At 33.7% G+C, this 23,514-nt stretch carries 21 protein-coding genes; 20 read left to right on the top strand and 1 reads right to left on the bottom strand.

The genetic code is table 11. The annotated features are described in order from the left end of the window. Positions 1-8 precede the first annotated feature (8 nt). From DQN38_RS06805 to pglD, 17 genes are all read left to right on the top strand, one after another. Entirely contained in the window at positions 9-827 is an 819-nt protein-coding gene (locus DQN38_RS06805; RefSeq protein ID WP_065843813.1) for a 3'-5' exonuclease, read from the top strand. Between the two features lie 41 nt (positions 828-868). Then, positions 869-2,086, top strand: a complete 1,218-nt coding sequence (locus DQN38_RS06800; protein ID WP_011732189.1) for a nucleotide sugar dehydrogenase — start codon at positions 869-871, stop codon at positions 2,084-2,086. Between the two features lie 9 nt (positions 2,087-2,095). Continuing rightward, positions 2,096-3,154: an NAD-dependent epimerase gene (locus tag DQN38_RS06795; protein WP_065843812.1), complete on the top strand. Its 1,059-nt coding sequence runs from the start codon at positions 2,096-2,098 to the stop codon at positions 3,152-3,154. Beyond that, positions 3,151-3,969, top strand: coding sequence for a DNA ligase (locus DQN38_RS06790; RefSeq protein WP_081303752.1), 819 nt, complete (start codon positions 3,151-3,153; stop codon positions 3,967-3,969). The genes DQN38_RS06795 and DQN38_RS06790 overlap by 4 nt, the downstream gene beginning before the upstream one ends. A 10-nt stretch (positions 3,970-3,979) precedes the next feature. Beyond that, positions 3,980-4,222, top strand: coding sequence for a hypothetical protein (locus DQN38_RS06785; protein ID WP_002850252.1), 243 nt, complete (start codon positions 3,980-3,982; stop codon positions 4,220-4,222). A gap of 78 nt (positions 4,223-4,300) precedes the next feature. Beyond that, positions 4,301-7,600, top strand: coding sequence for an N-6 DNA methylase (locus tag DQN38_RS06780; protein WP_197711709.1), 3,300 nt, complete (start codon positions 4,301-4,303; stop codon positions 7,598-7,600). A gap of 5 nt (positions 7,601-7,605) precedes the next feature. Continuing rightward, positions 7,606-8,157: a restriction endonuclease subunit S gene (locus DQN38_RS09015; RefSeq protein WP_181913236.1), complete on the top strand. Its 552-nt coding sequence runs from the start codon at positions 7,606-7,608 to the stop codon at positions 8,155-8,157. A 62-nt stretch (positions 8,158-8,219) separates the two neighbouring features. Further along, a complete protein-coding gene (gene galE / locus DQN38_RS06775; RefSeq protein WP_111738227.1) occupies positions 8,220-9,212 on the top strand; it encodes a UDP-glucose 4-epimerase GalE in 993 nt (330 codons plus the stop codon). Further along, positions 9,209-10,537 carry a UDP-glucose dehydrogenase family protein gene (locus DQN38_RS06770; RefSeq protein ID WP_038453992.1) on the top strand — a complete coding sequence of 443 codons (1,329 nt, stop codon included), beginning with the start codon at positions 9,209-9,211 and terminating at the stop codon, positions 10,535-10,537. The genes galE and DQN38_RS06770 overlap by 4 nt, the downstream gene beginning before the upstream one ends. Positions 10,538-10,691: 154 nt before the next feature. Next, positions 10,692-12,206: an oligosaccharide flippase family protein gene (locus DQN38_RS06765; RefSeq protein WP_065843735.1), complete on the top strand. Its 1,515-nt coding sequence runs from the start codon at positions 10,692-10,694 to the stop codon at positions 12,204-12,206. Between the two features lie 16 nt (positions 12,207-12,222). Further along, positions 12,223-13,275 carry a glycosyltransferase gene (locus DQN38_RS06760; protein ID WP_011732183.1) on the top strand — a complete coding sequence of 351 codons (1,053 nt, stop codon included), beginning with the start codon at positions 12,223-12,225 and terminating at the stop codon, positions 13,273-13,275. After that, positions 13,272-14,312 carry a glycosyltransferase gene (locus tag DQN38_RS06755; RefSeq protein ID WP_065843736.1) on the top strand — a complete coding sequence of 347 codons (1,041 nt, stop codon included), beginning with the start codon at positions 13,272-13,274 and terminating at the stop codon, positions 14,310-14,312. Before DQN38_RS06760 ends, DQN38_RS06755 begins: the two co-directional genes overlap by 4 nt. Continuing rightward, the gene (gene pglJ, locus DQN38_RS06750; RefSeq protein ID WP_065843737.1) at positions 14,309-15,430 is read left to right on the top strand and encodes an N-acetylgalactosamine-N,N'-diacetylbacillosaminyl-diphospho-undecaprenol 4-alpha-N-acetylgalactosaminyltransferase; all 1,122 of its coding nucleotides are present in this window, start codon (positions 14,309-14,311) and stop codon (positions 15,428-15,430) included. The genes DQN38_RS06755 and pglJ overlap by 4 nt, the downstream gene beginning before the upstream one ends. Continuing rightward, positions 15,414-17,690, top strand: a complete 2,277-nt coding sequence (locus DQN38_RS06745; protein ID WP_002850224.1) for an STT3 domain-containing protein — start codon at positions 15,414-15,416, stop codon at positions 17,688-17,690. The genes pglJ and DQN38_RS06745 overlap by 17 nt, the downstream gene beginning before the upstream one ends. Positions 17,691-17,694: 4 nt before the next feature. Then, the gene (gene pglA / locus DQN38_RS06740) at positions 17,695-18,807 is read left to right on the top strand and encodes a N,N'-diacetylbacillosaminyl-diphospho-undecaprenol alpha-1,3-N-acetylgalactosaminyltransferase (RefSeq protein ID WP_011732180.1); all 1,113 of its coding nucleotides are present in this window, start codon (positions 17,695-17,697) and stop codon (positions 18,805-18,807) included. Continuing rightward, positions 18,800-19,405 (top strand): undecaprenyl phosphate N,N'-diacetylbacillosamine 1-phosphate transferase, encoded by a 606-nt coding sequence (gene pglC, locus DQN38_RS06735; RefSeq protein ID WP_065844720.1) that lies wholly within the window; start codon positions 18,800-18,802, stop codon positions 19,403-19,405. The genes pglA and pglC overlap by 8 nt, the downstream gene beginning before the upstream one ends. A gap of 8 nt (positions 19,406-19,413) precedes the next feature. Next, complete coding sequence (pglD, locus tag DQN38_RS06730; protein ID WP_038453984.1) at positions 19,414-19,992, top strand: UDP-N-acetylbacillosamine N-acetyltransferase; 579 nt, start codon at positions 19,414-19,416, stop codon at positions 19,990-19,992. A gap of 54 nt (positions 19,993-20,046) precedes the next feature. On the opposite strand, the gene nusA is transcribed toward pglD, so the two are convergent. Next, complete coding sequence (gene nusA / locus DQN38_RS06725) at positions 20,047-21,144, bottom strand: transcription termination factor NusA (protein WP_002850218.1); 1,098 nt, start codon at positions 21,142-21,144, stop codon at positions 20,047-20,049. 201 nt (positions 21,145-21,345) lie between these two features. On the opposite strand from nusA, the gene DQN38_RS06720 reads away from it, so the two are divergent. The 3 genes from DQN38_RS06720 to DQN38_RS06710 are packed head-to-tail and all read left to right on the top strand — an operon-like array spanning position 21,346 to position 23,484. Continuing rightward, on the top strand, positions 21,346-21,588 hold the full coding sequence (locus tag DQN38_RS06720; protein WP_002850216.1) for an HP0268 family nuclease: 243 nt from the start codon (positions 21,346-21,348) through the stop codon (positions 21,586-21,588). Further along, positions 21,585-22,889: a tRNA (N6-isopentenyl adenosine(37)-C2)-methylthiotransferase MiaB gene (miaB, locus tag DQN38_RS06715; protein WP_011732178.1), complete on the top strand. Its 1,305-nt coding sequence runs from the start codon at positions 21,585-21,587 to the stop codon at positions 22,887-22,889. The genes DQN38_RS06720 and miaB overlap by 4 nt, the downstream gene beginning before the upstream one ends. Further along, positions 22,873-23,484, top strand: coding sequence for a lysophospholipid acyltransferase family protein (locus DQN38_RS06710; protein ID WP_011732177.1), 612 nt, complete (start codon positions 22,873-22,875; stop codon positions 23,482-23,484). The genes miaB and DQN38_RS06710 overlap by 17 nt, the downstream gene beginning before the upstream one ends. Positions 23,485-23,514 lie beyond the last annotated feature (30 nt).

Genomic DNA, 23,514 nt, shown 5'->3' with positions numbered 1-23,514 from the left:
TAGGTAAAATGGCAAGAAGTGAATATATATGCGTGTTTGATTGCGAGACCGTACCAGATAGCGATACTTTAAGACGTGTTTTTGGCTACGAAGGAAGTGATATAGAAGTAGCAAAAGAGGCTTTTAAAACTCAATTAGAAAAAAGCGGAAGCGAGTTTTTGCCTGTTTGTTTTCATGAAGTCGTTGCTATATCGGCTGTTATGGCGGATAAATTTGGTAGATTTTTACGAGTTTCTACGATGCAAGGTAAAAATGAAGAGGAGAAAATAACTAAATTTATAAACTTTATAAACGAGCATAATCCTCGTTTGGTAAGTTTCAACGGTCGCGGTTTTGATCTTCCTATGCTGATGGTGCGTGCTATGCGGTACAATCTTCAAGCCGAGCCGTATTTTAGTACAAGCGATAAAGAAAACGGGAAGGATAAATGGACAAATTACAGAAGCAGATATGATGGCATTTTTCATCTTGATTTGCTTGATCATATCAGCGATTTTAGAGCTGTTAGTGGACTAAAATTAGATACTCTTTGCGCCTCTTTAAATCTCCCTGGAAAATACGACGTGCATGGAGATCAGGTTATTGACATGTTTTATGAGGAAAAATTAGACAAAATAAATGAATATTGCGAGTCTGATACGCTAAATACATACTGGTTGTTTTTAAAATATGAGTTGCTGCGCGGAAAACTAACTAAAGATGATTATGCTAATTATTTATCTCAGATGAGCGATTATTTAAAAGAGAAAAAAACAGACATGAGCTATACGCCTGTGTTTTCTAAATTTATAGACGATGAATTAGATAGACTTAAAGATAGCTTATGATATTTTGGTGTATAATTTTCTAAATTTAAAAAAGGTTCGCGATGAGAGATATAAAAATAGGGATTATCGGTCTTGGATACGTCGGAATGCCTTTAGCTGCGGCATTTAGCGACGCTTTTAGCGTTGTAGGATTTGACCTTAATGAAAAAAGAATAAACGAGCTAAAAAACGGTATCGATAGAACTCTTGAATTAGATGAAGAACAGATGGCTAAAGTGCTAAAAAACGGTATGAAATTTAGCGTAAATTTGGACGATATAAAAGAGTGCAACTTTTACATAGTTACGGTTCCAACTCCGATCGATAAAAATAATCGTCCTGATCTTACTCCGCTTTATAAATCAAGCGCGAGTTTAGCCAAAGTGCTTAAAAAGGGCGATATAGTAGTGTATGAAAGTACAGTTTATCCGGGTGTCACAGAAGATGAATGCGTGCCTGTGCTTGAAACTAGCGGGCTGAAATTCGGTGTGGATTTTGAGTGCGGATACAGCCCTGAGCGTATAAATCCGGGTGATAAAGAGCACACGGTCACGAAAATCAAAAAAATCATCTCCGCAAGTAGTTCTGCAGCCCTTAAAACAGTAGAAGACGTTTATAGCAAGATCATTAAAGCAGGAGTTTATAAAGCTAGTAGTATAAAAGTAGCCGAAGCCGCAAAAGTCATAGAAAATACGCAGCGCGACATAAATATCGCCTTTGTAAATGAGCTATTGATGATATTTGACAAGATGAAGATAGATACCAACGAAGTGCTTGACGCGGCCGCGACTAAGTGGAACTTTTTAAATTTCCGCCCAGGACTCGTGGGAGGCCACTGCATCGGTGTAGATCCATACTATCTTACGCATAAAGCCGAAGAGATCGGCTATCACCCAGAGATCATTTTAGCAGGACGAAGAATAAATGATAATATGGGAATTTACCATGCAAATCAGTCTGTTAAAATGATGATAAAAAACGGATTAAAAGTAAATGGTGCTAAGGTTTTAGTGCTTGGAATCACTTTTAAAGAAAACTGCCCCGATATCCGCAATTCAAGAGTTATTGACGTGATAAAAGAGCTCAAAGAGTTTGGTTGTAACGTAGATGTTTATGATCCTTGGGCGGACGCAAACGATGTGAAAAAAGAGTACGGCGTAGAGCTTTTAGAGAGTTTAAATTTAAGCGGACACGACTGCGTGATCTTAGCTGTGGCACACAAAGAGTTCGCTAAAATAGACTTCGGCAGATGTTTATCTTATAAAATCAAACGAATTTAAAGGCATTTTATGAAAATTTTAGTTACTGGAACAGCCGGATTTATAGGATTTCATCTAAGCCGTGAGCTTGCAAAGCGTGGCGATGAAGTGGTCGGATTTGACTGTATAAATGATTATTACGATATAAATTTAAAATACGCAAGGCTAAACGAGCTTGGTATAAAACGTGAAAATATAGAAGAAAACATAGCAGTTAGATCCAGTATTTATCCAAATTTAAGCTTCATAAAAGCCGATTTAAGCGATCTTAAAACTATGCAAAAGCTTTTTGAAAACGGCTCGTTTGACTGCATAGTAAATTTAGCCGCGCAAGCAGGAGTTCGCTACTCTCTCATCAATCCGCACGCCTATATAAATAGCAATATTTTAGGTTTTACAAATATTCTTGAATGTTGTCGTAATTATGGTGTGAAAAACCTCGTATATGCAAGCTCAAGTTCGGTTTATGGGCTAAATGAAAAAATGCCGTTTTCCACTCACGAGAGTGTAAATCATCCCATCAGTTTGTACGCCGCGAGCAAGAAATCAAACGAACTTATGGCGCACACTTATAGCCATCTTTTTGGACTTAGCACGACCGGACTAAGATTTTTTACCGTTTATGGCGAGTGGGGACGTCCTGATATGGCTCTGTTTTTATTTACCAAAGCTGCCTTAGAGGGCAAAGCTATCGATGTTTATAACTATGGAAAGATGAAAAGAGACTTCACTTACGTAGCTGATATCGTAAAAGGCGTAATAAAATGCGTGGATAACCCGGCTATTGCGAATTTAGCGTGGGATGCAAGCCATCCTGATCCAGCTACTTCAAACGCGCCTTATAAAATTTATAATATCGGAAATAACTCTCCAGTCGAGCTAATGGACTATATAAAGGCGATCGAGATAAAACTAGGACGTGAAATTAAAAAAAATCTTATGCCGCTTCAAGCAGGTGATGTTCCTTCGACTTACGCCGATGTGAGCGATCTAGTAGAGGATTTTAACTATAAACCAAATACTAGCGTAAATGATGGAGTTGCAAGATTCGTGCAGTGGTATATGGACTATTATAAAGTAAAAATTTGAAGTTTTTAGCTCTATTATTAATCGCTTTTTTAATTTTAAAAGCCGAAGTTATGCTATTAAAAGAGTATAATGATGAAAATTTAAGCGGTTGGTTAATGAGCGAAAAGTATGATGGCGTGAGAGCTATCTGGGATGGCAAGAGTTTGAAAAGCAGAAATGCTAAGATCATCAAAGCTCCAAAATGGTGGCTAAAAGATTTTCCGAATTTCGCTATAGACGGTGAGCTTTGGAGCGGACGAGGCGAGTTTGAGTTTATCGGCTCCGTGATTAGTTCTTTTGATGATAAAGGTTGGGAAAATATCAAATTTATGATATTTGATGTGCCAAACGCTAAGGGAAATTTGCGCGATAGACTAGAAGTGCTGCGTGAGTTTTTAAGTCAAAATTCAAATGAGTTTATACGGGTAATAGAGCAGATAAAAATAGACTCAAACGAAGACGCTTTTGCGTTTTTAGATGAGGTCGTTAGAGGTGGTGGCGAGGGCATAGTCGTAAGAAATGAAAACGCACCTTATAAAAATGGTAGAAGCGGCGAAATTTTAAAGCTCAAAAAGTTTAAAGATAGTGAGTGTAAAGTCGTCAAACTGCAAAACGGTAAAGGTAAATTTGAAGGACTTTTAGGTTCGCTGATTTGTGTTGATATTTTTAGTAACATAGAGTTTAAGATAGGTTCTGGTTTTAGTGATGAGCAAAGAGCAAATCCGCCAAAAGTCGGCACTATCATTACTTATAAATATCAAAATTTAACTAAATACGCTAGGCCTAGATTTCCCGTATTTTTACGTGTTAAAAGCGATAATAATTTAACAAAATAAAGGATAAAATATGAAAAAAGTATGTTTTTTAGCTGTAGTATTTGTTATAAGCGCCGGCGCATGGCCTATAAACGAAGCGAGTAACGCTTTTGAGAGAAAATATCATAGAGAAGGCTCAATTTATAGACAATTAGGGCAAGGAAAATGGGAATGCACTGATAGATATTCTAAAGATTCAGCTGAGCTTGAGTGGTGTATAAAAGGCTGGGAATATATGGATGAAAAGCTGGAGAGCAAGAAGAGGGATTGGTGAGTTTAAAAAGATAAAAATCTCATCTTTGGCTCAATGCCTACTTAACTTATATGTGAAGTTAAAATAATAAGGTAAAAAATGGTAACAAAAGAGAATTTAGCCCAAGTACTAAAACTTTTAGAATTTAAACAAAACGGCGATATTTTTAGCAAAACTTATGCAAACGACGCAGTCATAAAAGTAGATTTTAAAAATTTTAAAATAATCTATCCACTAGAGATAAAAAAAGGCGATGAGACTACTTGCAACTTTTCTCATACTGAAAATTTAGTCGTTTTAGAGTGCGTAAATCGTCTGCTTGAAAAAGGCTATAAGCCTGCAAATTTAGAGCTTGAACCGCGTTGGCAGCTTGGGCGAGATGCCAAAAGCGGCAAAGCTGATATTTTAGTAAAAGATGAAAGCAATTTGCCATATTTAATAATTGAGTGTAAAACCGCCGGAAGTGAATTTAGCAAAGAGTGGAATAGAATGCAAAATGAGCCTAGCCAGTTAATCAGCTATCATCAACAAGAGCGTAGTGCAAAGTTTCTAGCACTTTATACAAGCGATTTTAAAGACAATGAGCTTAAATTTGAAAATTATATTTTAAATTTTAACGACAATGAAATCTACTTACAAAGTCAAGGCTTTGCCAAAAGTTACCAAACAGCCACAAGTGCCGAAGAGATTTTTAAAGTTTGGAGTGAAATTTACAAAGGCGATTACTCACAAGTTGGAATTTTTGAGATAAATATAAATCCTTATGAAGTTGGTAAAAGCGCACTTTGTTTTGATGATTTAGTAGAGCTTACTAGCCAAAACGAAGATGGCAAAAGCTATGAAGATGGCAAATATCACGATTTTGCCACGATTTTGCGTAAATACAACATAAGCGGTAAGGAAAACGCCTTTGATAAACTTGTAAATCTGTTTTTATGTAAAATTTACGATGAAACGCACAATAAAGAAAACTTACAATTTTGTTACCGTGGCGTTACGGCTGACAGCTTTGAAGCGATGCAAGAGCGTTTGATGAAGCTTTATAAAGATGCTATGAAAGAGTATTTAAACGAAGAAATCACATATGTAAGCGATGAACAAATAGATGAGCAGTTTAGCGACTTTAAACGAAACAAAATCAAAACTCAAACACTAAAAAACCAGATAAACGAATTTATCCGTATGCTAAAATTTTACTCTCATAGCGATTTTAGCTTTATTGAAGTACATAACAAAACTCTTTTTGAGCAAAACGCACAAGTTTTAAAAGCCATTATTAAGCTTTTTGAAAACCTAAGATTAACTCAAAATAAAACCAACCAGCTTTTAGGCAATCTTTTTGAGTTATTTTTGCAAAAAGGTATGAAGCAAGATGAGGGGCAGTTTTTTACGCCTATTCAAATTTGCGAGTTTATAGTGCATTCTTTACCGCTTAAAATGCTTTTTGATAATGGTATTCCAAAGGTGATTGACTATGCTTGTGGTGCGGGACATTTTCTAAATACGTATGCAAATATAGCTAAAAGTATAAGTAATGATTCTGAAGCTATAAACTCAAACATTTATGGCATAGAAAAAGAATATCGCCTAAGTAAAGTCGCAAAAGTAAGTGCTGCTATGTATGGGCAAAGTGGTGTTAAAATTTCTTATGCAGACGCTCTTGATGAGAGCAAATTTAAGGAGCGTGATTTTGACTTGCTTATAGCAAATCCACCTTATAGTGTAAAAGGTTTTTTGCAGACTTTATCAAAAAACGAATGCGAAAAATACGAACTTTTTAACTATATAAATTTAGAAAGTTCAAATGCTATCGAGTGTTTTTTTATTGAACGTGCAAACAGACTTTTAAAAAGCAATTCAAAGGTTGCTATTATCTTGCCTTCAAGCATTTTAAATAAAGACGGCGTTTATGAAAAAACTAGAGAGATAATTTTAAGAAATTTTGACATCATCTCTATAACCGAGTTTGGTTCAAATACCTTTGGCGCTACTGGTACAAATACCGTAATTTTATTTTTAAGTAAAAAGCAAACTTATGTAAATGGCTTTAATTCTCAAAGTTATGAAAACTTAAAAGAAAATATAGAAAGCTCGCTAGATTTTTCTAATCTTTATTTGCTTGAGGGCTTGCTAGCGTATTGCGAATTTATGGGTTATAAAAAAGATGAGTTTAGAGAGTTTTTAAGCGGTGGTTATGGAGAAATTTATAGCCACGATATTTTTAAAGAGTATTTAAACGAATTTAAAAACTCATCCGCGCTATCAAATTTAAAAAAATCTAAACGCTATAAAGATAGCAATGAAAAAGAAGCTTTAGAGCAAAAAGAATTTTTGAACTTTTGTCTAAATTTAGAAAAAGAGAAAATTCTCTTTTTTAGCTTATTAAAAGATACAAAAACTCTCATCATAAAAAGCCCGAGCGAAAACAAAGCTCAAAGCAAATTTTTAGGCTATGAGTGGAGCAATCGCAAAGGAAGCGAAGGGCTAAAAGAGCTACAAACGCCCTATTTTTCGCCGCTTTTCGAGCGTGAAAATTTAGATAATCCTGAAAAACTTTGCTTTTTAGTAAGACGTGCTTTTATCTTAAATGATGACTTTGAAAAACAAAAATCAAAAGATCCATATGTTAGTTTTAGCCAAAATTTACAAATTCCTGCGAATTTAAGCGAATTTGCCTTTACCACGCCGCTGTTAAAATGCCTTGATTTTACGAGTGCGAAATTTAATAAAGCCATAAATTTAAATATTGCAAGTAGCAAAAATGGCGTAAATTTAAATCCTTTTGAAGGGTCTAAATTTAAGCTTGTAAAACTTGGAGAAATTTGCGAAATTTTAACAGGTTCAACACCAAGCACACAAAAAAAAGAATTTTATGGTTCTGATTTTCCTTTTTATAGACCAGCGGATTTAATTAATGGTAGAAATGTTAATTCATCTGAAGTTATGGTCTCAAAACTTGGATATGAAAGTCAGAGAGCTTTACCCAAAAAATCTATCTTAGTTAGTTGCATTGGAACAATTGGAAGAGTTGGGATGATTGAAAAAAGTGGAATTTTTAATCAGCAAATTAATGCATTATTGCCAAATAATAATTATATAAGTGAATTTTTATTTTATTTGTTTGATACTAATTTTTTTAAACAATTATTAATTCAGCAGACACACAATACAACAGTTCCAATTATAAATAAAAGTAAATTTTCAAATATTAAAATTCCGCTTCCGCCGCTTGAGGCTCAAGAAAAAATCGTTAAAGAGTGCGAAGAGGTAGAAGAGAAATTTAAAACTATTAGAATGAGTATTGAAGAGTATAAAAGCTTGATTAAAGAAATTTTAATTAAAAGTTGTGTAATCACCGATGCTAGTTTAGAGATAGGGGGGGGTATGAGCAAAATTTAGCTCAAATTTTAAACGATTTACCATCACCGCAAAATTATGGCTTAAGCGAGTGGGAAAGCGTAAAATTAACAAATAAAGATTTTATATTAAAAATCGGTAAGCGTGTTTTAGATAAAGATTTAACGCAAGATGGCATAAATGTATTTAGTGCAAATGTTAAAGAACCTTTTGGAAAAATAAATAAAGATTTAATAAAAGATTTTAGTCTTGATAGTGTTTTATGGGGAATTGATGGAGATTGGATGACAGGATTTGTAAAAGCAAATGAACCTTTTTATCCGACTGATCATTGCGGAGTTTTAAGAAGTAAATCACATAAAGCAAAAATTTTAGAATTTGCTCTTTTTGAAGTTGGTGCTAAATTTGGATTTTCTAGACAAAATAGAGCATCAATTGAAAGAATTTCTAATTTAACTTTATCACTTCCGCCGCTTGAGGCTCAAGAAAAAATCGTTAAAGCCATTGAGTTTTGTGAGGGTGAAATTTCAAATTTAAATAATGAGTTAAAAACGCTAGAAAACGCCACAAGCAAAATTTTAAAACGTGAATTATTTTAGGCTATTTAAGTCTAAACTAGCTATAATAATCACTAAGATTTAAAGTAAAACGAAGGCGAAAAATGAATATCTTGATAACCGGAGGAGCTGGATATATCGGCTCTCACGTTTTAAAATCTCTGTTAGAAGAGGGTGGGCATAACATAACTGTCATAGATAATTTCTACACAGGAAGTAAAGAGGCGTTAGTAACGCTTGAAAAAGTTGGAAAATTCGAGTTTATAAAATGCTCTTTAGAAGACACTTCTAGCCTTAGGGAGATTTTTAGAGGGCGTAATTTTGAAGCAATCATACATTTTGCAGCATATATAGAAGTGTTTGAAAGTATGGTAAAACCACTGAAATATTATCTAAATAACACGGCAAACGCCGCAAATTTAATAAATTTAGCTGTTGAACACGGTGTGAGTAAGTTTATATTTAGCTCGACTGCTGCTACTTATGGGGAGCCTAGTAGCGGCGTAGTCGATGAAACAAGCGAGCAAAATCCGATCAATCCATACGGTAGAAGCAAGCTCATGACTGAGTGGATCTTAAAAGACGCCGCGCTTGCAAACAGGGATTTTAAATTTGGCATTTTGCGTTATTTTAACGTAGCTGGAGCAAGCACGGACGGGCTTATCGGTCAAAATTATCCAAACGCGACTCATCTTATCAAAGTAGCCACTCAAACGATTACTGGAAAAAGAGAAAGTATGAGTATTTTTGGGAGTGATTACGCTACAAAAGATGGAACTTGTGTAAGAGATTATATCCATATAGAAGATCTTGCAAATGCTCATTTGGCCGTACTTGAATATCTAAAAACAAATGATAGTGATATATTTAACGTGGGCTATGGTAGAGGATTTAGCGTAAAAGAAGTCGTTCAAACGGCTAAAAAAGTTGGCGGAGTGGATTTTAAAGTATTAAATGCCCCACGCCGCGAAGGAGATCCAGCTATGCTTATATCAGACGCAAGCAAGCTTAGAAATAAAACTAGTTGGAAACCGACTCGCGAGAGTTTGGAGCTCATCATCAGCTCAGCTTTAGAGTGGGAGAAGAAACTCAAATGAAAATAGCAGTAGTAGGCACAGGATATGTTGGGTTAGTCAGTGGAGCTTGTTTTGCGAAGATGGGTAATGATGTTATTTGTATAGACGTCGCAGAAGAAAAAATACAAAATCTAAAACAAGGTATTATCCCTATTTACGAACCAGGTCTTAAAGAGATAGTAATCGAGTATTATGAGAAGCAAAATTTAAGATTTAGCACGGATATCAAAGAAGCTTTAAGCTTTGCTAATGTTGTTTTTATAGCAGTCGGTACGCCTATGGGCGGAGATGGACAAGCAGATTTAAGATATGTTTTACAAGTTGCAAAAAGCATAGGCGAACATATGCAGCATCCCCTTGTCGTGGTCGATAAAAGCACTGTTCCAGTAGGAACAGCACATAAAGTAAGCGAAGTTATATCAAAAGAGCAGCAAAATAGAGGCGTGGAGATCAAATTTGAAGTAGTTAGCAATCCTGAGTTTCTAAAAGAAGGAGCTGCCGTTGAGGATTTTTTAAAGCCTGATCGTGTTGTGGTAGGAGCTAGTAGCGAGTTTGGATTTAACGCCTTAAGAGAGCTTTACGCGCCGTTTATGAAAAATCATAATCGTCTTATAGAGATGGACGTAAAAAGTGCTGAGATGACGAAATACGCCGCAAACTCTATGCTTGCTACCAAAATAAGTTTTATAAACGAGATGGCTACAATCTGCGAAAAAGTCGGAGCCGATATAAATATGGTTAGGCGCGGAATCGGAAGCGACTCTCGTATAGGGTATAGTTTTATCTATCCTGGATGCGGTTATGGCGGAAGCTGTTTTCCAAAAGACGTTGAAGCACTTATCTACACCGCTAAACAAAACGGTATAGATCCGCTAGTTTTAAAAGCTGTGGAAGATAGAAACAAAGCTCAAAAAAGAGTGATTTTTGATAAGATAAATGCATATTTTAACGGTAATTTAAAAGGTAAAACTATAGCGATTTGGGGGCTTGCGTTTAAACCAAATACCGATGATATGAGAGAAGCGACTTCTATAACTATTATAAATTTGCTTATAAAAAACGGAGCTAAAGTACAAGTTTTTGATCCAAAAGCTTACGCTGAAGCTAAAATTTATTTTAAAGATTTGGATGTGATTTATGCTCCAAACAAATACGACGCGCTAAACGGAGCTGATTGTTTGGCTTTGCTGACTGAGTGGAGTGAGTTTAGATCTCCTGATTTTATAGAGATGAAAAATCGCCTTAAAACTCCTACTATATTTGATGGGCGAAATCAGTATGATAGAAATATTTTAAAAGAGTTGGGATTTATATATTTTGAGATAGGTGTTGCCGATGAGTTTTGAATTTAAAAAAGCGTCTAAAAGATGAGTTTATTTACTCATAAACATAAGTTTCATTTGCAATATAAAATACATAATTCTATGGATTTTGAAAGTGTGAAGTCTTTTGCCTTAAAGACGAATTTATTCGTCGGTAAAATAAAGTGATCTGTTTGCAATGGCTTTAAATCTTATAGCAAGTATCGTAGTTTTCAGCCTTCAGATGCTTATAAATTTCTTTTTAACTCCTTTTATCTTAAAGGTTTTAGGAGATGAAGCGTACGGATTTTTAGGTCTTGCAAACTCATTCGTAAATTACGGTTATATCTTAACTTTGGTTATAAACTCAGTCGCGGGACGCTTTGTGGCGTATGAATACCACAGAGGAAATCTCTTACAAGCAAGTAAATATTATTCGTCCGTGCTCGCGGTAAATTTTATATTTTGCATTTTTATATGCGTGGTTTGCTCTGCTTTTATACTAAATTTAAAAGAGTTTATAAACGTTTCAGAAGCCTTAGTGGACGATGTTAAGCTCACTATGGCGTTTTATTTTATAAATTTTTGTTTGGGGCTTTTTAACGCGGTTTTAACTATAAGTGCTTTTGTGAAAAACAAGCTTTATATGATATCTGTTAGAAATGCCGTTTCAACTGCGATTTTTGCGTTTGTTTTGGTGGTACTTTTTTATATTTTTCAACCGATGATCTATTACACCGCGATTTCTGCGCTGTTAGCGTCGATTTTCGTATTTATTAGCGCGATTTATATAACGAAAAAACTGCAAACCGGGCTTAAGTTTAGGCTAAAGTATTTTAGGCTAAATCTTATCAAAAAACTCATAAGCTCCGGAACTTGGAATAGTTTTAATATGCTAAGTCATACTTTGATCAACGGTATTGACTTGCTACTTTGCAATATCTTTATAAACGCAGCTTCTATGGGAATTCTCTCGGTTTCAAAAGCCGCCATTTTGATAGCGGAGTCATTTATAGGTACCGTGGGCGCGACTTTTATGCCTAAATTTATAGAGCTATACTCAAAACAAAGTATAAATGATCTCATAAACGAAGTGAAGTTTTGCTTAAAAACGTTGTCTTTTATAAGTATCTCTCCAGTGGCTGTATTTGCAGTGCTTGGAAGTGAGTTTTACACTCTTTGGTTGCCTTTTAAAACTGATTATGAGATAAGTTTTATTTATAATCTTTCTCTCATCGCTCTAATGCCCGTGATTTTTATAGCGGCTATGCAGCCTCTTCTTAGTTTAAACACGGTCACAAACAAGCTTAAACGCCCGGCCGTTGCAAATCTCATCATGTCTTTTAGCGTTGTTGCTTTTCAGCTGATTTTCATAAAAGATTTCGGGCTTTACTCTATCGCGATTTGCGCAAGTGCTGGATATTTGGCTAGAATAATTTTGTTTGATATATCAAATGCCGGAGTAAATTTAAATCAAAAAATGAGTCTATTTTATCCGGTATTTTTAAGAAATGTTTTTGTTTTTGCCGTTGTTTTGGTATCTATATTATTGCTAAAAGATTTTGTAGAGATAAAAGGTTGGTTAAGTTTTGTTTTAGCGGGAACTATTTTTTTACTTCTTGGTTATGTAATTAGTTTCTTAATCGTTTTTAATAAAAATGAGAAACTGCTTTTAAAGCTTAAAATTTTGGCTATAATTTATAAATTTAAATAAGCAATCAAGGATTTTAATGAAAGTTTTATTTATCATCTCAACTCTTAGAGCAGGCGGCGCCGAAAGAGTGGCTAGTCTGCTTGCTAGCGAGTTTGCCATTGGTAATGATGTTAGCTTAGCTAGGTTTGATAATGAAAAACCTTTTTATGAGATGCATGATAAAGTAAAACTTTTAAGTCTTGATTTAGGTACTGGGGATTGTGGATTTTTTGGGAATTTTAAAAAGCGTTTTAGCAAGATTTTTACGATTAGAAAGCTTATAAAAAATGGTGAGTTTGACTGCGTGATATCTTTTATGGATAGTACGAATTTACTTGTTTTGCTTGCAGCTCTTTTTCTGAAGACCAAAATAATCATCTCTGAGCATAGTTATCATAAATTTTTAAGTTTTAAATGGAGAGTTTTAAAGCGCTTTATATATCCATTTGCAGATGGACTTTCAGTGCTTACAAAAGAGGATTTTGAGTATTATAAATTTGTAAAAAATAGATCCGTAATATATAATCCAATGTTTTTTAATGTAGATATAGACGCAAGTAAGCCTGAAAAAGAAAATATAATTATTTTTGTAGGAAGACTTATAAAAGCTAAAGGGTGCGATGTTTTTTTAGAAGCTTTAAGTCTTATAAAATATGAATTAAAAGATTGGAAAATTCTTGTTTTGGGAGATGGAGATGAGATTTTAAATTTAAAAAATTTAGCAAAAAATAGAAATTTAAATATAGAATTTTGCGGTATGGTAAATAATATATCTAATTACTATAAAAAAGCTAAGATTTTAGTTTTAAGTTCTAGGAGTGAGGGTTTGGGCAATGCTTTTATAGAGGCGATTTTTTATAATATTTTAAGAGTATCCACCCCTACAAGCGGTGCAAAAGAGCTTATAAAAGATGGATTTGACGGACTTATAAGCGAGGATTTTAGCGCTGAGAGTTTGTCTAAAAAGATAAAAATGTCTCTTAGCGGCTGTGATAGTTTAGTCGAAAATGCGAAATTAAGACAAAGTGAATTTGAGATAAAAAATATATATAATAGGTGGTTGAATTTGATAAAAGAAGCAGCAAATTGAATATAATCTTTTTTATTTCAGCTCTTAGAAACGGTGGAGCTGAGCGAGTATTGCAAGTTTTAAGTAGTGAGTTTAGTAAAAAACATAGTGTAGAAGTAGTCTACTTTGAAGAAGATAAAAAACACTATGAATTTTTAGTTAAGACAACTCATTTAAATATATATCATAATACTACAATATTATCTAAATTTAAAAAGTTTTTTACTATTAGAAATTTTATAAAAAGTAAAAAACCAGATCTTATCATAAGTTTTATGGATCAAACAAATATAAATTTAATAATATCAACTATGTTTATGTCTCGTACGTTGATAATAACCGAGCATGTTAGCCATACACTTTTAAAGTCTAAAATTTGGCGCTTTATAAGGGATTTTAGTTATAGATTTGCAAGTGGATTAACCGTTCTTACTAAAGAGGATTTTGAGTATTATAAATTTGTAAAAAATAGAGCTATAATGCATAATCCGATCTTTCATAAGCCAAAAAATACTAAATACTATAAAGAAAGTATAATTTTAAGTGTTGGTAGATTAGAAACAGTGAAAGGATATGAAAATTATTTTAAAGCTTTAAGTCTCATAGATAAAAATATACTTGATAAATGGGATATTATTATAGCCGGTAATGGTAGTTTGGAAAATAGCCTTCAAAATCTAGCTATAAATTTAAATTTAAAAATAAATTTTGTGGGTCATCAAAAAGATATAGGCAGTTTGTATGAAAGAGCAAAAATTCTAGCTTTGCCTAGCATGAACGAGGGATTTGGAAATGTTCTTATAGAGGCTTTATTTTACGAGTGTGCAAGAGTATCCACCCCTACAAGCGGTGCAAAAGAGCTTATAAAAGATGGATTTGACGGACTTATAAGCGAGGATTTTAGCGCTGAGAGTTACGCAATAACTCTTGAAAAACTTTTAAAAAATGATGGAATGTGTCAAAATTTAGTACAAAACGCAAATTTAAAAAAATCGAAATTCGAGATAGAAAATATCATAGATAAATGGTATAAATTTATAAAAGAGTGCGAACAATGAAAAAGTTAAGTGTTTTTATATATTCTATGGCGGGCGGTGGAGCCGAGAGGGTTGTAAGCAACCTTTTGACTGAGCTTATAAATTCGTATGAGGTGCATTTGATCCTTATGAACGATAGGATATTTTACGAGATTCCAAAAGATGTAAAAATTCATTATCTTGAAAGCTCAGAACCGTTTGAAAATGGACTTTGGAAACTTATCAAACTTCCATTTTTAGGGCTAAAATATAAAAAACTTTGCCAAAATCTCGGTATAGATTTGCATTTTGTCTGGATGAATAGACCTTGCTATATTGCTGGATTTGCCCGTATTTTCGGAGATAAAAAGCCGCTCATACTAAATGAATGTTCAACTCCTAGCGTGCTTTATAAAGATTCTAGTTTGAAGTCGAAAATAAGTAAATTTTTGCTTAAAAAACTTTATCCAAAAGCTGATTTTATATATCCAAATAGTATTGGAAATTTAAATGATTTAAGAGATAATTTCGATATAGATCCAAAAAAAATGCGCGTTCTTTATAATGCTTTAAATTTAGATGAGATAAGAGAAAAAAGCAGAGATTTAATAGATGAAAAAGAACCTTTTTTTCTAAGTGTAGGAAGACTTGATAGCGGTAAAAATCATGAGCTTTTGATAAGATCTTATGCAAATTTAAAAAATTGCGATAAAAATCTTTTGATATTAGGCGAGGGAGTTTTAAAAGAACATTTGCAAGGTGTTATAAATGAGTTAAATTTAGAAGGTAGGGTAAAGCTTTTAGGATTTGATAATAATCCGTATAAATATATGTCAAAATGCTATGCTTTTGTTTTCGTTAGCCTTTTTGAAGGTTTTTCAAATGCTCTTATAGAAGCTCTTGCTTGCTCTAAACTAGTTATTTCAAGTGAGCATAAAAGTGGCGCAAGAGAGCTTTTAGGTGATGACAAATGGGGAGTTTTGGTTCAGGTAAATGATGAAATTGCTACAACTAAAGCTATGCAAAAAGCTTTAGATGAGCCAGATTGGGTGAAAATTTATGAAAAAAACGCTATTATAAGAGCTTCATTTTTTGATAAAAGAAAAATCGCAGATGAACTTATAAAAGATTTAGAGGAAATTTATGAAAAACTTGGGTAATTTTTTTATGATATTTAGATCAAATACTCTGTTTTTGATCATTTTAGCATATATTTTTAGTGTAATTTGTAGATTTGAGTGGATATATTGGGCGAGCGGTTACGCTGAGTTTTTTTGGAACAACCAACTTATGATAAGTACAAATGACGGATATGCGTACGCTGAGGGCGCTAGAGATATGATAGCTGGCTTTCATCAGCCAAATGATCTTAGCTTTTATGGAACTCCGCTGTCTTCTATAACATATCTTTTGGTCGAGATTACGCCATTTTCTCTAGAAACCATTATGGTATATTTAAGTGTATTTTTAGGCGGTCTTGTGGTAATTCCTATCATACTAATGGCGCGTGAAATCGGTGAGATTAAAGCCGGATTTATCGCCGCACTGCTTGCTAGTATAGCAAATAGCTATTACAATAGAACAATGGCCGGCTATTATGATACTGATATGCTTATTATCTCGCTTCCTATTTTTACGTTTTGGGGTATTGTGAGATTATATACAAAGCGTGATTTGAAATCGTTTTTGATCATTTCATTTTCTATGCTTATTTATAGCTGGTGGTATCCATCAAGTTTCTCTTTGAATGTGGCTATCACTTTGTTTTTTGGACTTTATACTATTATTTTCGATAGAAAAAATATCTTAAATTATCAAGCTGTTTTATTTATGATTTTAGCTATTAGCGGGGCTGAGTATTTTATAAGGGCGATTTTGATTTTGGCTCTATTTGTATTTATTAAATTTAAACCAAATTTGATAAATACAAAAGTTATGATCTCTTTGTATGCCGCTGTTTTGCTGTTTTTTATATATTTTGGCGGATTAAATCCTATCTGGTTTCAGCTCAAATTTTACATATTTAGAAGCGTTAGCGATAGCGATGGCGTTATGTTTAAGTATTTTAACGTAAATCAGACTATTATGGAGTCTGGAATGATAGATTTCAGATTTTTCGCTCAGAGAATAAGCGGCGATATTTTCGTGTTTTTAATAGCGCTTATCGGATATGTTTTGCTTTGTTTTAAATATCGCATATTTTTAGTTACTTTACCTATGATCGGTCTTGGGTTTTTGTCTTTAAAGGGCGGACTTAGATTTACTATTTACGCTGTGCCTATGATGGCTTTTGGATTTGGATATGCTTTGAACTGGATTTCAAAATTTATAAAAATAGATAAAAAACATAGAAAAATATCTCTCTACGCAGTAACTTTTTTTAGCTTTTTACCTGTTATTTTACTTGTTTTACTGCAAATTTACGAGGGGATATATTTGGATGAATTTAAATTTTTATTTCCTATTTTTGTAGTTGCTTATATACTTTTTTACTTTAAATTTAGGCGTGAAATTGCCACTATGGTTCTATTCCCATTAAGTTTATTTGCACTTACGCCATCTCTTATACATATCTATGAATACAAGCCTCTAACCGTATTTATGAATAGCGAAGTTAAGGTTCTAGACAAACTAAAAACTATCGCAGACCCCGAGGATTACGTAGTAGCTTGGTGGGATTATGGTTACGCGATTCGCTATTATAGCGATACAAAGACTCTTATTGATGGAGGAAAGCATCTAGGTAGAGAGAATTTTGCCGTTAGTTGGGCTCTTAGCAGACCTTTTATCTCTTCGGCAAATATGGCGAGACTTGAGGTGGAATATACCGAAAGAGGATTTGAGCAGAAATTTAATTCAAATTTAAATGAGATGCTAAAAGATTATAATGCTTCAGACGTAAATGGTTTTTTGGCTAGTTTAAATGATCAAAATTTTACTCTTCCTGAAAAAACTAGAGATATTTATTACTATCTTCCAGATAGAATGATGGGCATTTTTCCTGTCGTGACTAAATTTTCTAGGTTGGATTTAGTAACTGCCAAAGAGTTTAGAGACGCATTTTTCATAGTATCTACTTCATTTGCTCAAGGCGGCGATGGAGTCGTACTAAGCGAAGGTATAACCATAGCAAATGATGGAACAAAGATATCTTTTAGCGGAAAAACATTTAGAGTAAATAGCTATATAGAGACAAAATACGATAAAAATATGAATTTAGAAAAACAAATTCATCATATAGATGATAACGGCGGCTTCTACGTAGTTTATATGGTTGATTATGGCAGATTTCTTATTATGGACAAGGAGATGTTTAATTCAACTTATATTCAGCTGTTTGTGCTTGAAAATTACGAAGGTTCGGACTACGAGCCTATTATATTAGATCCAAGCGCTAAGGTGTATAAACTAAAGAGATAATATTATGAAAATAGGTTTTTTATCACATTCGGATTTGAGTATTTATTATTTTAGAGCTCCTATAATGCGAGCTTTAAGGGACAGAGGACATAAAGTTTTTGCTATTGTTCCAAATGGTAGATATATAAATAAAATAAGCAGCGAGTTTCAAACTGTAATTTATGATCTTGATAAAGCTAGTTTAAATCCTTTTAGGGTTTTAAAAGACACAAAAGATCTTGCAAATATCTTAAAGCCTTTAAATTTAGATATGATTCAAACTGCAGCTCATAAATCAAATGTTTTTGGTACGTTTGCTGCTCAAAAAGCCGGTATCAGGCATATTTTAAATTTAGTAGAAGGAATGGGCAGCTTCTACACAAAAAGTGATATAAAGACTATAGTCGTAAGAAATGTTATAGAAATGTTATATAAACATGCGTTTAGTATAAGCGATGCTTGTATATTTGTTAATGACGCCGATCCTGATTATATGTTAAAAAAAGGAATTATAGACTCTTCAAAAGTAAGACGCATAAAAAGCGTAGGAATCGATGCTAACGAGTTTGATCCAAGTATAGTTAGCGCTCAAGAGTTTGGTCAAAAAAAAGTAGTTTTGATGGTTGGAAGAGCGCTTTTTGATAAAGGTATAAGAGAATTTTACGAGGCAGCCGATCTACTTAGTAGTAGAGATGATTGCAAATTTGTATTTGTAGGAGATACTTATGAGGGAAATGCTAGTAGCGCTAGTAGTTTATTTTTACAAAATCAAAATGTAACATGGATAAAGTGGAGTGATAGGATAAGAGAGATTTTAAAAGGATCATATATCTATGTATTACCTAGCTATAAAGAGGGATTTCCAAGAACTGTTTTAGAAGCTATGAGTATGGAAAAGGCTTGTGTGGTAAGCGGATGCGATGGATGTTTGGAGGCTGTAAAAGACGGAGTAAACGGACTGATTTGCAAAGTAAAAGACTCAAAAGATTTAGCTAGTAAGATAGAAACTCTTTTAGATAACGAACATCTTGTAAAAAAGATGGGGAAAAACGGTCGAAATTTAGTCTTAGAAAATTATGATGAACATATAATAACTAAACAATATCTCGAAGTTTATAAGGAATTTATAGATGTATAGAGCATTTTTTAAACGTTTTTTGGATTTTTTTGGATCTTTGGTTTTGATATTTTTAACGAGCCCTATTATGATATGGGCATATTTTGCTATAAAAAAGCGTTTAGGAAGTCCGGTGATTTTCACTCAAAATAGACCTGGGCTGGGCGAAAAAATCTTTCAAATTTATAAATTTAGAACTATGAGCGATGAAAAAGATGAAAACGGCAAACTTCTAAGTGACGAGCTTCGTTTGGGCGAATTTGGTAAAAAATTAAGATCTCTTAGTATAGATGAGCTACCGCAGCTTTTTAATGTTTTAAAAGGTGATATGAGTTTTATAGGACCAAGACCTTTGCTCATCCAGTATTTGCCGCTTTATAACGATGAACAAAAGCTTCGACACACGGTAAGGCCAGGTATAACCGGACTTGCTCAAGTAAACGGTAGAAACGGTATTAGCTGGGCGAAAAAGTTTGAATATGATAGCTACTACGCTAAAAATTTAAGTTTTTTAATGGATGTAAAAATAGCGTTTTTAACGGTTAAAAAAGTTATTAAAAAAGATGGTATAAGTAAAGAAGGTATGGTTACTACTGAAGAGTTCAACGGAAATAATTAGGTTGAAATATGAAAAAAATTTATATTTACGGTCATAGTGGACATGGCAAGGTAGTTTCTGAAATAGCAAAGTTAAATGGCTATGGCGAGATCATTTTTTTAGACGACGCAAGCGAGTTTAAATTTAAAAAAGAACTCCCAAAGCATGATATAATAATAGCCATAGGCAATGCTAGAATAAGACATAAATTACAAACAATGGTTTTACAAAATGGATTTAACGTAGTAAATTTAATCCATCCAAGCGCCGCTATCTCTCAAAGCGCTAAATTCGGAAAAGGTATCGTAGTAATGGCAAACGCAGTAGTAAATGCGAACGTTATATTAGAAGATGGAGTTATAATAAACTCAGGCGCGATAATAGATCATGACTGTTTTATAGGCGAATTTGCTCATATATGCCCGGGAGTTTCTTTGGCCGGAAACGTAAGCGTAGGGAAGTTTAGCTGGATAGGAATAGGAAGCTGTGCGATACAAGGCGTCAAAATAAAAAACGACATTATGATAGGCGCGGGAAGCGTAATTGTAAAAGATATTTTAATCGGAGATAAAGCATACGGAAATCCGTGTAAGGTAGTTTCAAAATAGTTTTTTAAATTTAAAAGCTGCACGGCGATCACGCAGCTTTTATTTGTATTTAAATTACATATCTCCAAAAAGAGCTTTTAGATTTTTTAAACCCTCTTCGTTGCTTACTTCTTGAGTAGGAGCGCCGATCTCATGAAGTATAATTTCAAATCCGCTTAACATACTTGCTAATCTTATATTTATACCGCTAACGCCGATAGCTTTACTTTTTTGTTCTGGCACTAAAGAAACAATGGCTTTTTTATCGTCTATTTTTACCGAGCTTACTATGGCAGGAGCTAGAGCTCTTGCAACAAATATGGCCGGTTCGCTGCTATACTCTATGGCGTCTATATTTTCTCCGTTTAATTCACTGCTTACGGCGTTTATTCTAACACCTTTTATCCCAACTGTAGCTCCGACTGCATCTATGTTGGGGGTTGTAGAAAATAGTGCGATTTTTGCTTTTTTACCTGGTATCCTAGCACTATTTTGGATTATAACGCCTCCATCTTTTATCTCTGGAACTTCTGCTTTTAAAAGTGCTTCTAAAAATTTTGGTGATGTACGCGAAAGTTCCACTTTTATACCATCTTTTTTATCTAAACGAACACTTTTTATGACTGCTTTTACTACATTTCCTACTTTAAATTTTTCATTTTTTATACGATTTTTCATACTCATTACGGCTCTTATCTCGTCAATCTCTACAAAAGTATTTTCTTCTGCGTCGACTCTTGTAACGGTGCCAAATACCAATGTGTTTATTTTAGAGTTATATTTTTCATAAATTTTTTCTTCAATCAATCTTTGAATATGGTATTCTATCTCGCGAGATAGTACCCCGGCTCCGGTTCTACCTAGTTCATCAATGTTTAGTTCATAGTTCAAGCTATCACCTATTTCGAGCGTGGCATCTAATTCGTGAGCTTTTTTGAGGCTGATAAAATGTTCTTCGTCTAGTCTCTCGTCACTATCTTCTACTACTAAAATTTTTTGATATAAATGTATAGCTTTTGTATTTGGGTCAAGACTAGCTTCATACTCACACTCATATCCGTACAATCTTTTTGCCGCATTTACGAATGCTCTTATGATTCTCTCTTTTACATCTTCGAAATTTAAGCCTTTTTCATTTGCTATAGATTCGATGATATCCGAAATTTTTTCCATAAAAAACCCTTTTGTTTATGCTGAAATTTGAAAATAATAAATTGGGGATTTAAAATTTGCAAGTGGACTGATTATAACTAAATTTAACTTTTATTTTCTTTAAAATTAATGTTATCAAATTCCGGTATTTTCAAATTTAAACGAATTTTTATCGCAATTTTGATATACTCACCAGCTTAAAACAGTAAAAAAGGACGGAAAATGGAGTTAAAGCTAGCCAGAACAGAACTTGATAATAAGCCAAAAACAATAAGTTTAGATAAAATAGAAGCAGCTATAGGCAAAGATGGCGGCAAAATTTTTTATTTCGATAAAGATAATTCGCACAAAGAGCTGATAGCTTTAGTAGAATATTTTGAAGAAAGAGGACTTAGCGTCTATCACCGTACAGTTAGATACGGACTTGATGAAAATGACTATATGTATGAGGTGCATATCCTTTGAGTGTCAAAAAGAAACTGTTTATAGAGACTTTAGGTTGCGCGATGAATGTTCGCGATAGTGAGCATATCATTGCCGAACTAAGTCAAAAAGAAAATTACGAAGTTACTAATATTATTGAGGATGCTGATCTCATACTCATAAATACCTGCTCAGTTAGAGAAAAACCGGTTCATAAGCTTTTTAGCGAGGTCGGAACATACGAAAAAGCTAAGAAAAAAGGGGCAAAGATAGGAGTTTGCGGTTGCACTGCAAGTCACCTTGGAAGTGAAGTTTTTAAGCGCGCTCCATATGTAGATTTCGTTCTTGGCGCTAGAAATATATCTAAAATAACAACAGCGCTTAATACTCCAAAATTCGTAAGCGTAGATATAAATCACGATGAGAGCGAGTATGCTTTTGGAGATTTTCGCTCAAGTCCTTATAAGAGCTTTGTAAATATTATGATAGGTTGTGATAAAAAATGTACTTATTGCATTGTTCCACAAACCAGAGGCGATGAGATAAGCATTCCAAAAGATATTATTTTAAAAGAGGTGAGAAAAGCAGCTTCTTCTGGCGCAAAAGAGATATTTTTGCTTGGTCAAAATGTAAATAATTACGGTAAAAGATTTTCAGGAACTCATGAAAAGATAGATTTTAGCGACCTTTTAAATTTAATAAGCGAAGTTGATGGCGTAGAGAGAATTCGTTTTACCAGTCCTCATCCGCTGCACATGGATGATAAGTTTTTAAAAGAATTTAGCACAAATCCTAAAATTTGTAAATCCATGCATATGCCTTTGCAAAGCGGCTCAAATGAGATTTTAAAAGCTATGAAAAGAGGATACACGAAAGAGTGGTTTTTGGATCGCGCTTTAAAATTAAGAGAGATTTGCTCCGATGTTACTATTTCTACAGATATCATAGTAGCGTTTCCAGGTGAAAGCGATAGGGATTTTGCCGATACTATGAGTGTTGTAGAAAGCATCAAATTTGAACAGATGTTTTCATTTAAATACTCATCTCGTCCGCTAACTCCTGCTGCAAGTATGACGAATCAAGTAAATAGCGATATAGCAAGTAGGCGCTTAAGTACGCTTCAAGCTAGGCATACTGAAATTTTAGATGAGATTGTAAAAGCTCAAAAAAACTCTATTCATGAGGTATATTTTGAAGAACTTAGAGCAAACAGTAGCGTAGCAGGGCGTACATTTAACAACTTTTTGGTGCAAACTAATGGCAGCGAAGAGTTACTTGGAAAGATACTAAAAGTAAAAATTACGGATCCAAAAAGAATGGTTTTATATGGTCAAATCATTTAAAGATAAATTTTTTATCAAATTTGTCGAGTTGTCAATCATATCTATTATGCATATCATATATATAACTTGTAAAAAAGAGTTTAAAGGCAAAAGTATCTCAAAAGAGCCTTGCGTAATTCTTTTTTGGCATGGAAAGCTTGTGATGCTTCCGTTTGTATTTAAAAAATGGTGGGATACTAAAAATGTAAAAGTCATGATTTCAGACCATAAAGACGGAGAAATGGTAAATGGCGTTTCTTATCATTTTGGCATAGGTACTATTAGAGGAAGTACTACAAAAGGGGCTTTAAAGGCACTTTTAGCTGCTTTTAGAACGATAAAAGAAGGAGCCGACGTTGCCATAACTCCAGATGGTCCAAAAGGTCCTAGGCATAGTATTTCAGATGGATGTGTCGCTATTCCTCAAAAGATGAATGTAAATATCGTAATTCTCAATTACGAAGCCAGTAAATTTTGGCAATTTGGCAGTTGGGATAAGATGGTTTTACCAAAACCATTTAGCAAAATAACCTATACCCTAAGTGAGCCGTTTAGCATATCAGGGCTTAGTATGGATGACGCTAAAGCACTTATATTAAGCAAAATGCCTAACTAAATTAGTGTATAATATAATTTTAATGCTAAA

It is taken from the genome of Campylobacter fetus subsp. fetus, from assembly GCF_900475935.1.
GTDB classification, from domain to species: domain Bacteria; phylum Campylobacterota; class Campylobacteria; order Campylobacterales; family Campylobacteraceae; genus Campylobacter; species Campylobacter fetus.
Note: the sequence above shows the minus strand (reverse complement) of the source record. Positions and strands in the feature narration are given on the sequence as shown.